Genomic DNA, 10290 nt, shown 5'->3' on the forward strand with positions numbered 1-10290 from the left:
TTAGCCCGCCATCACTTCTTCAACAGTTTTACCACGCTTGGCCGCAACATAATCAGGGGTACCAATATTAGTTAAAGCAGCAATTGTTGCACGTACAATATTGCTCGGATTTGTAGATCCAATATTTTTAGCTAATATATTTTGGACACCTAAAACCTCAAGAACCGCTCTCATTGCTCCACCAGCAATAATCCCTGTACCTTCACTAGCTGGTTTCATAAATACTTTAGATGCACCATAATTCCAGGTGATTTCATGATAAATAGTTGAACCACTGAGTGGAATATAAACCATATTTTTCTTCGCCTGTTCCATTGCTTTCTGAATAGCAATTGGAACTTCACGTGCTTTACCTCTACCAAATCCAACTTTACCCTTACCATCGCCAACAACGACAAGAACAGCAAAGCCAAAAACACGTCCGCCTTTCACAACTTTAGCAGTACGATTAACTGATACTAATTTCTCTTGGTAGCCATCTGATTTAGGTGATGATTCATCGAATGCCATAGTTGTTCCTTAAAAATCTAACCCAGCCTCGCGTGCACCTTCTGCAAGGGCTTTCACTCGGCCATGATATTTATAACCAGCGCGATCAAATGCAACTTCAGTGATTCCTTGATCACTTGCACGTTTGCCTAGTAACTTACCAACAAGGTTCGCTTGTTCTACTTTACATTTACCGGCTAGACTGGCTCGTAACTCTTTATCATTAGTTGAACAAGCAACTAATACTTTATCTCCAAGCTCATCCGCTCGAATAATTTGAGAATAGATATGTAATCCACTTCTATAAACTACTAATCTTACTCTACCCGATTTGCGAATCAGTGCCTTTGCTTTTAATCCACGTCGAATACGTGAGTTTTGTTTATTCATAGCTTAAACCTTATTTCTTCTTCGCTTCTTTACGAACAATATACTCACCAGCAAGTTTAACACCTTTACCCTTATATGGCTCAGGTGGGCGAAATGCACGTATCTCAGAAGCAACTTGCCCCAAAATTTGTTTATCAACACCCTTAAGTAAGATTACCGTATTACTAGGAGTTTCTACTAAAACACCTTCTGGCAAATGGTATTCGATAGGATGAGAATAACCTAAAGATAAAGTAATTGATTTATCTTTTGATTGTGCTCTGTAACCAACTCCAACCAATTCAAGGGTTACAACAAAACCTTCAGTAACACCTTTAACCATATTGTTTACTATCGCTCTAGCAGTCCCGGCTTGTGCCCAGGCTTTAGGATCATTAGCTGCAGGAGCAAATTCGATATGATTAGCCTCTTTGTTTTTACTTACCTTCACTAACCGATTCAGCTTTTGGGTTAGTATTCCTTTAGGCCCTTTTACAGTAATTTCACCATCACCTAATGTTATTTCTACATTTGCTGGTTGAACTACTGGGGCTTTTGCTACTCTAGACATATTATTCCTCGCAAGTATTAAGCCACTTCACAAATGACTTCACCACCAACGCCTTTCATCTTAGCAGATATATGGGTCATTATACCTTGGGATGTAGACAATATGGCCACACCAAAACCAGGTATTGAGGTTAGCTCTTTGTAAGATTTATAAACTCTCAAACCAGGTCTGCTTATTCTTTTTATTAATTCGATAACAGGTCTACCATGATAGTATTTCAGTTTAATCGTCATTAATTTAAGATTATTATCTAGTGATTCAACAAAGAAGTCTTCAACATAACCTTCTTCTTTTAAAACACGAGCAATTTCTTCTTTCAACTTTGAAGATGTTAAAGTTACTTGCTGATGTTTTGCTTGTTGACCATTTCTAATTCTGGTCAGCATATCAGCAACTGGATCATGCATACTCACAATCGTTCTCCAATAAAAATTACCAGCTAGACTTTCTTCCGCCTGGTATATTACCAACCATTAGTTGTTGTCTTAAGCAAATCCTACAAAGGCTAAATTTACGATATACAGCATGTGGACGACCACATTGTTGACATCGTGTTTTAAAACGAACAGGATTTGAATTAATAGGTAGCTTAGCTAATTTAGCTTGACTATCCATAATCACTTGAAAATCATCTGATGACTTAATTAGCTTCTTTAATTCATTTCTACGCTTTCTGTACTTTTCTACGAGTTTGCTACGCTTTAGCTCTCTCATAAGCATTGATTTTTTAGCCACAATTTCACCCTTATTTTTTATCTCTATCTTTCAATGGAAGGTTAAAGGCCTCTAATAAAGCTTTAGCTTCTTCATTAGTTTTTGCACTTGTAGTGATACAAATATCTAAACCACGAATACCATCAGTTTTATCGTAATCAATTTCAGGAAATACGATTTGCTCTTGTATTCCCATACTGTAATTACCAGTTCCATCAAAGGACTTAGGATTTAAACCGCGAAAGTCTCTTACACGAGGTAAAGTTATTGAAATCAATCTGTCTAAAAATTCATACATGCGTTGCCGTCGGAGCGTAACTTTGCATCCTATAGGCCACCCTTCCCTAATTTTAAAACCAGCAATTGATTTTCGTGCTTTTGTAACAACCGGTTTTTGTCCTGCAATTAAAGTCATATCTTCAACTGCATGGTTCATTACTTTTTTGTCGCCTACTGCTTCGCCAACACCCATATTTAAAGTGACTTTAAGCAATTTAGGAACTTCCATGACGCTTGAATAGTTGAACCGCTTCATCATCATAGGGACAATTTCTTTTTTGTATAATTCATTAAGTCTTGTCATTTCGTTCACCTAATCAAACACGGTCAATTATTTCATTGTCAGACTTAAAATACCTGACCTTCTTGTTTATACCGTTACTCTCAATAAACTTAAATCCTACTTTATCTGCTTTCTTTGTGTTTGGATTGTAATGAGCAACATTTGAAACGTGTACAGGTGATTCAAGAGTGATAATACCACCTTTATGTTCTGGTTTCTGTGGATTTGCTTTAATATGCTTTTTAATTAAATTTCCACCTTCAACTACAACACCATTTTCAGTCACACGTAAGACTTTACCTCGATGACCTTTGCTTTTACCAGCGATTATAATTACATCATCGCCTTTTTGAATGCGTTTCATATCTCAATCCTTCTCACAAAACTTCAGCAGCTAGAGATATTATTTTCATAAATCTCTCTCGTAGCTCGCGAGTAACAGGGCCAAAAATACGAGTACCAATAGGCTCGTTTTGATTATTTAAAAGCACAGCTGCATTACCGTCAAAGCGTATTAAAGATCCGTCGTCTCTACGAACACCTTGTGCTGTACGAACAACAACAGCTTTCATCACCGCACCTTTTTTTACTTTACTTCTTGGTATTGCGTCCTTAATGCTCACTTTAATGATATCCCCGACACGAGCATATCTTCGGTGTGATCCACCAAGTACTTTAATACACATAACTTTACGTGCTCCGCTATTATCAGCAACTTCGAGCACTGTCTGCATTTGGATCATTTTATTCTCCAGCTCTGATTTCGACCAGAAAAAGGTTGCTGATTATATCAGGCCTTTTAGGGTTTTAAAAGTAAATCAACAGTGTTGATTAAGAAATTACTTCAACTAATACCCAGCTTTTTGTTTTAGAGAGTGGTCTTGACTCACGGATTTTAACTATATTACCAATTTGACATACTTGATTTTCGTCATGGGCATGTAATTTAGATCTACGCTTAATTATTTTTCCATATTTTGGATGTTTAACTGAGCGCTCAATCATCACGACTATAGTTTTATCCATTTTGTCACTAACAACTTTTCCAACTAACGTTCTGGCATTTGATTCACTATTAGACATGTCACTTACCTGCCTTTTCAGTCAACATTGTTTTTACTCTTGCCACTGATTTACGCACCATAGTGATAAGATGTGTTTTATCTAGTGAGCCACTTGCTTTTTTCATTCGTAAATTTAACTGTTCTTTACGTAATGAAAGTAATTCATTTTGCAGTTCTTCAATTGATAAACCGCGCAATTCGTCAATTTTTTTCATTACATCACCTTCCTTTCTTCGAATATAACTTTGAAAGGAAGTTTTGCTTTAGCCAGATCAAAAGCTTCCATCGCAAGCTCTCTGGACACTCCTTCCATTTCAAACAAAACCTTGCCAGGTTGAATTTGAGCAACCCAATATTCGACACTTCCTTTACCTTTACCTTGTCTCACTTCTAAAGGCTTTTGAGTAATCGGCTTATCAGGAAACACTCTAATCCAAATTTTTCCACCACGTTTAATATGACGGGTCATTGCTCTACGAGCAGCTTCAATTTGTCTTGCTGTCAAACGACCACGTTCTAACGCTTTTAAACCAAATTCACCAAAACTGATGTTACTGCCTCTTAAAGCTAGACCTCTATTACGGCCTTTCATCTGTTTTCGGTATTTTGTACGTTTCGGTTGTAACATGATTCTTAATCCTCACTTACTGCGCACTGTCAGTTGATCTTTTCTTTTGTGGTAAAACTTCACCCTTGAAGATCCAGACTTTTACGCCAATAATACCGTAGGTAGTTTTAGACTCTGCTGTACCATAATCTATATCTGCTCTAAAGGTATGTAACGGTACACGACCTTCTCGATACCACTCACTGCGCGCAATTTCTGCTCCACCAAGTCGTCCACTAACACAAATTTTAATTCCTTTGGCGCCTGCTTTTAGTGCTCCAGTCACTGCACGCTTCATCGCACGTCTAAACATAACTCGTTGCTCTAATTGTTGAGCAATGCTTTCAGCAACCAGTGTAGAATCTAGTTCAGGCTTTTTAATTTCTTCTATATTAAGATGAACAGGAACACCTAGTTTACTTGATATTTCAGCACGTAAAGCTTCAATACCACCACCTTTTTTACCGATAATAATACCGGGTCGGGCAGTAAGTATTGTAACAACAGCGTTATTTGCAGGACGCTCTATAAGAATTTTACTTACGGCTGCAGCCATAAGTTTCTTTTTCAACTCAGTACGTAACTTGATATCTTGAATTAAAAATTCAGCGTATTTTTTACCAGCAAACCACTTTGAATTCCAATCTTTAATAATACCAAGGCGAATGCCTATAGGGTTAACTTTTTGTCCCATTGCTATTCCTCGTCAGATACTTTAATCGTGATATGGCAGGTACGTTTGCAAATACGATTTGCACGTCCTTTAGCTCTGGGACTAATGCGTTTTAAAGTCATTGCTTCATCAACGCAAACCATACCCACTTTTAAATCATCAATATCAGCTCCGTTATTATTTTCAGCATTAGCTATAGCTGATTCTAATAACTTAAGCATTAATTGAGCACCTTTTTTTGGTGTAAACTTGAGGACATCAAGTGCACCAGATACTTTCATATTTCGTATCATGTCTGCTACCAATCTGCCCTTTTGAGCGGATAAGGGAGCACCTTTCAATTTAGCTGTAACTTCCATCATATCCTCTTATTTGCCTTTAGCCTTTCTGTCACCAGAATGACCTTTGAATGTTCGAGTCATGGCAAACTCACCTAATTTATGACCGACCATATTATCTGTTATATATACAGGGATATGATCTTTACCGTTATGCACTGCAATTGTAAGGTCAATCATTTCAGGAACAATTGTTGAACGTCTTGACCAAGTTTTAATTGGTTTTTTTGATTTAGATTCGATTGCAGCTTCAACTTTGCTAATCAAATGATGGTCAACAAAAGGACCTTTTCTTATAGAACGAGCCACTTGATATCCTCTCAATAATTATTTCTTCTTGCGTCTTCTGACAATGAAATCATCAGTACGCTTATTGCTTCTAGTTTTATAACCTTTAGTTGGTACTCCCCAAGGTGATACTGGATGACGTCCACCTGAAGTACGTCCCTCACCTCCACCATGTGGGTGATCAACAGGGTTCATAGCAACACCACGTACAGTTGGGCGAATACCTCTCCAACGTTTAGCTCCAGCTTTACCTAAAGAGCGTAAACTGTGCTCGCTATTACTGACTTCCCCAATTACTGCTTTGCATAAAACATGTATCTTACGCATTTCACCTGAACGTAGTCTTAGTGTCGCATAAACACCTTCTTTTGCAACAATTTGACCACTAGCACCAGCACTTCGTAATACTTGTGCTCCTTTTCCTGGTTTCATTTCCACACAATGAATCGTAGTACCAACTGGAATATTTTTCAATGGTAAGCAGTTACCAACGCTAATAGGTGAATCAGCACCACTAACGACTTTATCACCAACATTCAAGTTGGCTGGTGCAATGATATATCTTCGTTCACCATCTTGATAAACAATCAAAGCAATAAGAGCTGTTCTGTTGGGATCATACTCAATACGCTCTACACGTGCCTCAACACCATCTTTATTTCGTTTAAAGTCAATAATACGGTATTGATTTCGCTGTCCACCACCGATATGCCTTACAGTGATTCTACCTTGGTTATTTCTTCCGCCAGTTTTCTTTAGTTTTTCGACTAAAGCTGCGTGAGGTTTACCCTTATGAATGTGGTGGTGAACCACACGTAACTCGCCACGCTTTCCTGGCGATGTAGGTTTAGATTTTAATAGTGCCATCTTAATCTGCCTTATTCGGTAGCTGTAAAGTCAATATCTTGATCTGCATGAAGAGTTACAAAAGCCTTTTTCCAATCACTACGCTTTCCATTCATTTGTTTAAAACGTTTTGTTTTTCCCTTCACATTAACAACAGACACATTTTTAACTTTGACGTTAAATATATTTTCTACCGCCATTTTAATTTCAGTCTTAGTTGCAGTTTTCAATACTTTGAAAGTAAACTGTTTAAGCTTATCCGCTATGACAGTAGCTTTTTCAGAAGTATGTGGTTCACGTAGAACCATCAACAATCTTTCAGCGTTCATTGTAACTGTTCCTCAATTTTTTTAATTGCAGCTTCTGTAACAACAACCTTTTCAAATCTTAATAAGGATACTGGATCTACAGTTGTAACGTCACAAATATCATAATCAATTAAGTTTCTTGATCCAAAATATTCATTTTCACCAACTTCGGTCATTATAATCAGAGCATTTGTTACATTTAGCTGATTCATTTTGTTGATGAAATCTTTAGTCTTCTTACTTTCGCATTGAAAGTCACTGACGACTAACAGGTTGCCTGTGCGGCAAAGTTCGGAGATTATACTACGTAATGCACGTTTGTACATTTTTTTATTAAGTTTTTGTGAATAATCTCTTTTTTTAGATGCAAATGTTACTCCACCACTTCTCCAAAGAGGACTTCGAATCGTACCAGCACGTGCACGACCTGTACCTTTTTGATTCCATGGTTTTTTTCCACCACCTCTTACTTCAGAGCGAGTTTTTTGCGCGCTATTACCACTACGAGCATTATTCATATATGCCACAACTGCTTGATGAATCAAGCCTTCGTTGTAGCCATATGCAAATACTTCTTGGTTCAGTGCTAATGTTGATTTTGTATCTATAGTAGTAATTTCCATCACTCACCTCGTGCTTGCTTTTTGGCTGCAGGCTTAATTTCTACTCTTGAACCAGGTGCACCAGGTATCGCACCTTTTATTAGAAGTAAATTTCTTTCAGCATCTACACGTACGAGTTCAAGACTTTGAACTGTACAACGAACATTCCCCATGTGTCCTGCCATCTTTTTACCTTTAAAAACACGACCAGGAGTTTGGTTTTGACCAATAGAGCCCGGAACACGATGTGATCTGGAATTACCATGAGTAGCATCTTGTGTTCTAAAATTGTATCTTTTAACGGTACCTGCAAAGCCTTTACCTTTAGAAGTACCAGACACATCAACAAATTGGCCCGCTGTAAAGACATCAGCAATAGAAATCACTTGACCTGCAGTAAATTCATCTTCAGAGTCAACTAGAAATTCAACGAGCATATCTCCTGCTTCAATCTCAGCTTTTGCAAAATGGCCAGTTAAAGGTTTATTTACCTTTCCTGCCTTTTTTGCACCACCTGTTAACTGAATTGCAGAATAACCATCTGTGGTTTTTGTTTTAACCTGTGAAACTCGATTAGGATGTACTTCAACAACAGACACAGGAACTGACACTCCATCTGCCATGAAGACTCGAGTCATACCGACTTTACGGCCTAATAAACCGATCATCATTGTAACACCTCTTTAATATCCTTCACCTTAAAATTAGTCATCAAGGCTTATCTGAACATCAACCCCTGCAGCCAGATCCAATTTCATCAAAGCATCTACTGTTTTTTCAGTTGGATGTACGATAACGACCAGGCGTTTATGAGTACGTAATTCATATTGATCTCGAGCATCTTTATTAACATGCGGTGAAGTCAATACAGTAAATTTTTCCTTGCGAATCGGCAATGGTATTGGTCCACGAATTTGTGCACCAGTACGCTTTGCAGTCTCCACAATTTCTCGAGTTGATAAGTCAATCAACCGATGATCAAAGGACTTTAATCTTATTTTAATGTTTTGATTGCTACTCATTGTAATTACTCGATAATTTTAGCGACAACACCGGCGCCAACAGTACGGCCACCTTCCCGAATTGCAAAACGCAAACCTTCATCCATCGCGATAGGCGCATGTAAATTTACAGTCAACTGTACGTTATCTCCAGGCATTACCATTTCTACTCCAGATGGTAAATCACAAGTACCTGTTACGTCTGTTGTTCTAAAATAAAACTGCGGTCTATATCCATTGAAAAATGGAGTATGTCGCCCACCTTCCTCTTTAGATAAAACGTATACTTCCGCTTCAAATTTTGTATGAGGCTTAATTGTACCTGGTTTTGCTAATACTTGACCACGTTCAACTTCATCTCGCTTAGTTCCACGGAGCAGTATACCTACGTTATCTCCAGCCCGTCCTTCGTCTAACAACTTACGGAACATCTCAACACCTGTGCAGGTCGTCTTTGATGTATCACGAATTCCAACAATCTCAATCTCTTCGCCTACTTTCACAATTCCACTTTCGATACGTCCTGTTACTACTGTTCCTCGACCAGAAATTGAAAATACGTCTTCGATCGGTAATAAAAATGACTTATCAATGTTACGTACTGGCTCTGGAATGTATGAATCCATAGTTTCTACTAGCTTCTCAATCGCCGGTACACCAATATCACTGGTATCACCTTCTAGCGCTTTCAATGCAGAACCAACAACAATTGGAATGTCATCCCCAGGAAAATCATAACTGCTTAACAAATCACGAACTTCCATTTCAACAAGTTCTAACAGTTCAGGATCGTCAACCATGTCCGCTTTATTCATAAATACTACAATGTACGGTACACCTACTTGGCGTGACAACAATATATGCTCTCTGGTTTGTGGCATAGGACCATCCGCTGCAGATACTACCAGTATCGCTCCGTCCATTTGCGCAGCACCCGTAATCATATTCTTCACATAGTCAGCATGTCCTGGGCAATCCACATGCGCATAATGTCTGTTCGCTGACTCATATTCAACGTGCGCTGTAGATATTGTAATGCCTCGCTCTCTTTCTTCTGGTGCAGCATCGATCTGATCGTATGCTTTTGCTATACCACCAAATTTCTTTGCCATGATCGTGGTAATTGCCGCTGTTAATGTGGTCTTACCGTGGTCTACGTGACCGATCGTCCCCACATTCACATGTGGCTTTTTACGTTCAAATTTTTCCTTCGCCATTGGAAAGTCTCCCCATTTGCTATTTTACGTTATGGTGCCCACAACTGGACTCGAACCAACGACCTCTTCCTTACCAAGGAAGTGCTCTACCGCCTGAGCTATGTGGGCCTTACATACTAGCTTGCTGACTATATGAACAAGCAAATATTACTAATAAATTGGAGCGGGTGATGGGAATCGAACCCACGCTATCAGCTTGGAAGGCTGAAGTTCTACCATTGAACTACACCCGCTTGTTTTATCCTTCTTAAATTGGTGGAGGGGGAAGGATTCGAACCTTCGAAGGCTGAGCCGTCAGATTTACAGTCTGATCCCTTTGACCGCTCGGGAACCCCTCCAAAAAGAACGCTATTTTCTTTTAATATGAATAGAATGTCAACATTTTGTTAACGGTTAACCTCATAAGATGGTGCCGGCACTAGGAATCGAACCCAGGACCTACTGATTACAAGTCAGTTGCTCTACCAACTGAGCTACGCCGGCATATACTTCTTTTGCTCATGCTCTAAGCAATATTGTGACCTCTAACTTTTCTTTAGTTGATTAGTCACTTAAAAAAGCCCTGGCGATGACCTACTTTCACATGAGGAAACCTCACACTATCATTGGCGCATGTTCGTTTCACTTCTGAGTTCGAGATG

General features: G+C 38.7%; 20 protein-coding genes, 4 tRNA genes and 1 rRNA gene. All 25 read right to left on the bottom strand.

Annotation, left to right across the window (positions count from 1 at the left end; translation table 11 throughout):
* Positions 1 to 510 carry a 30S ribosomal protein S5 gene (gene rpsE / locus Lsan_RS08725; protein WP_003633062.1) on the bottom strand — a complete coding sequence of 170 codons (510 nt, stop codon included), beginning with the start codon at positions 508 to 510 and terminating at the stop codon, positions 1 to 3.
* A 9-nt stretch (positions 511 to 519) separates the two neighbouring features.
* Complete coding sequence (rplR, locus tag Lsan_RS08730; protein ID WP_058514033.1) at positions 520 to 879, bottom strand: 50S ribosomal protein L18; 360 nt, start codon at positions 877 to 879, stop codon at positions 520 to 522.
* Positions 880 to 889: 10 nt separating this feature from the next.
* Positions 890 to 1429, bottom strand: a complete 540-nt coding sequence (gene rplF / locus Lsan_RS08735; protein ID WP_058514034.1) for a 50S ribosomal protein L6 — start codon at positions 1427 to 1429, stop codon at positions 890 to 892.
* A gap of 17 nt (positions 1430 to 1446) precedes the next feature.
* On the bottom strand, positions 1447 to 1836 hold the full coding sequence (rpsH, locus tag Lsan_RS08740; protein WP_197718826.1) for a 30S ribosomal protein S8: 390 nt from the start codon (positions 1834 to 1836) through the stop codon (positions 1447 to 1449).
* Between the two features lie 25 nt (positions 1837 to 1861).
* A complete protein-coding gene (gene rpsN / locus Lsan_RS08745; RefSeq protein WP_058514035.1) occupies positions 1862 to 2164 on the bottom strand; it encodes a 30S ribosomal protein S14 in 303 nt (100 codons plus the stop codon).
* Between the two features lie 10 nt (positions 2165 to 2174).
* A complete protein-coding gene (rplE, locus tag Lsan_RS08750) occupies positions 2175 to 2726 on the bottom strand; it encodes a 50S ribosomal protein L5 (protein WP_058463860.1) in 552 nt (183 codons plus the stop codon).
* A gap of 13 nt (positions 2727 to 2739) precedes the next feature.
* Positions 2740 to 3069 (bottom strand): 50S ribosomal protein L24, encoded by a 330-nt coding sequence (gene rplX, locus Lsan_RS08755; RefSeq protein ID WP_058514036.1) that lies wholly within the window; start codon positions 3067 to 3069, stop codon positions 2740 to 2742.
* Between the two features lie 13 nt (positions 3070 to 3082).
* Positions 3083 to 3448 (bottom strand): 50S ribosomal protein L14, encoded by a 366-nt coding sequence (rplN, locus tag Lsan_RS08760; protein ID WP_003633077.1) that lies wholly within the window; start codon positions 3446 to 3448, stop codon positions 3083 to 3085.
* Positions 3449 to 3536: 88 nt separating this feature from the next.
* The gene (gene rpsQ, locus Lsan_RS08765; protein WP_058463862.1) at positions 3537 to 3788 is read right to left on the bottom strand and encodes a 30S ribosomal protein S17; all 252 of its coding nucleotides are present in this window, start codon (positions 3786 to 3788) and stop codon (positions 3537 to 3539) included.
* 1 nt (position 3789) lies between these two features.
* A complete protein-coding gene (rpmC, locus tag Lsan_RS08770) occupies positions 3790 to 3984 on the bottom strand; it encodes a 50S ribosomal protein L29 (RefSeq protein ID WP_058514037.1) in 195 nt (64 codons plus the stop codon).
* Positions 3984 to 4397 (bottom strand): 50S ribosomal protein L16, encoded by a 414-nt coding sequence (gene rplP, locus Lsan_RS08775; RefSeq protein WP_003633085.1) that lies wholly within the window; start codon positions 4395 to 4397, stop codon positions 3984 to 3986. Before rplP ends, rpmC begins: the two co-directional genes overlap by 1 nt.
* A gap of 16 nt (positions 4398 to 4413) precedes the next feature.
* Positions 4414 to 5070, bottom strand: a complete 657-nt coding sequence (gene rpsC, locus Lsan_RS08780) for a 30S ribosomal protein S3 (RefSeq protein WP_058514038.1) — start codon at positions 5068 to 5070, stop codon at positions 4414 to 4416.
* A gap of 2 nt (positions 5071 to 5072) precedes the next feature.
* The gene (gene rplV / locus Lsan_RS08785) at positions 5073 to 5408 is read right to left on the bottom strand and encodes a 50S ribosomal protein L22 (protein WP_003633087.1); all 336 of its coding nucleotides are present in this window, start codon (positions 5406 to 5408) and stop codon (positions 5073 to 5075) included.
* A gap of 9 nt (positions 5409 to 5417) precedes the next feature.
* On the bottom strand, positions 5418 to 5696 hold the full coding sequence (gene rpsS / locus Lsan_RS08790) for a 30S ribosomal protein S19 (protein WP_003633088.1): 279 nt from the start codon (positions 5694 to 5696) through the stop codon (positions 5418 to 5420).
* 18 nt (positions 5697 to 5714) lie between these two features.
* Positions 5715 to 6542, bottom strand: coding sequence for a 50S ribosomal protein L2 (rplB, locus tag Lsan_RS08795; RefSeq protein WP_058514039.1), 828 nt, complete (start codon positions 6540 to 6542; stop codon positions 5715 to 5717).
* Positions 6543 to 6553: 11 nt separating this feature from the next.
* A complete protein-coding gene (rplW, locus tag Lsan_RS08800) occupies positions 6554 to 6850 on the bottom strand; it encodes a 50S ribosomal protein L23 (protein WP_027272068.1) in 297 nt (98 codons plus the stop codon).
* Complete coding sequence (gene rplD, locus Lsan_RS08805) at positions 6847 to 7452, bottom strand: 50S ribosomal protein L4 (RefSeq protein ID WP_058463867.1); 606 nt, start codon at positions 7450 to 7452, stop codon at positions 6847 to 6849. The genes rplW and rplD overlap by 4 nt, the downstream gene beginning before the upstream one ends.
* Positions 7452 to 8102, bottom strand: a complete 651-nt coding sequence (rplC, locus tag Lsan_RS08810) for a 50S ribosomal protein L3 (RefSeq protein ID WP_058514040.1) — start codon at positions 8100 to 8102, stop codon at positions 7452 to 7454. Before rplC ends, rplD begins: the two co-directional genes overlap by 1 nt.
* A gap of 33 nt (positions 8103 to 8135) precedes the next feature.
* Positions 8136 to 8453 (bottom strand): 30S ribosomal protein S10, encoded by a 318-nt coding sequence (gene rpsJ, locus Lsan_RS08815; protein ID WP_003633094.1) that lies wholly within the window; start codon positions 8451 to 8453, stop codon positions 8136 to 8138.
* Between the two features lie 5 nt (positions 8454 to 8458).
* On the bottom strand, positions 8459 to 9649 hold the full coding sequence (gene tuf, locus Lsan_RS08820; RefSeq protein WP_058514041.1) for an elongation factor Tu: 1191 nt from the start codon (positions 9647 to 9649) through the stop codon (positions 8459 to 8461).
* 32 nt (positions 9650 to 9681) lie between these two features.
* Positions 9682 to 9757 (bottom strand) — tRNA-Thr (locus Lsan_RS08825).
* A gap of 51 nt (positions 9758 to 9808) precedes the next feature.
* A tRNA-Gly gene (locus tag Lsan_RS08830) sits at positions 9809 to 9882 on the bottom strand.
* Between the two features lie 20 nt (positions 9883 to 9902).
* Positions 9903 to 9987: transfer RNA gene (locus Lsan_RS08835), tRNA-Tyr, on the bottom strand.
* Positions 9988 to 10056: 69 nt separating this feature from the next.
* Positions 10057 to 10132: transfer RNA gene (locus Lsan_RS08840), tRNA-Thr, on the bottom strand.
* 77 nt (positions 10133 to 10209) lie between these two features.
* Positions 10210 to 10290, bottom strand: a 5S ribosomal RNA gene (gene rrf, locus Lsan_RS23670); the annotation flags it as partial.

The sequence above is a fragment of the Legionella santicrucis genome (assembly GCF_001468135.1).
Classification (GTDB): Bacteria; Pseudomonadota; Gammaproteobacteria; order Legionellales; family Legionellaceae; genus Legionella; species Legionella santicrucis.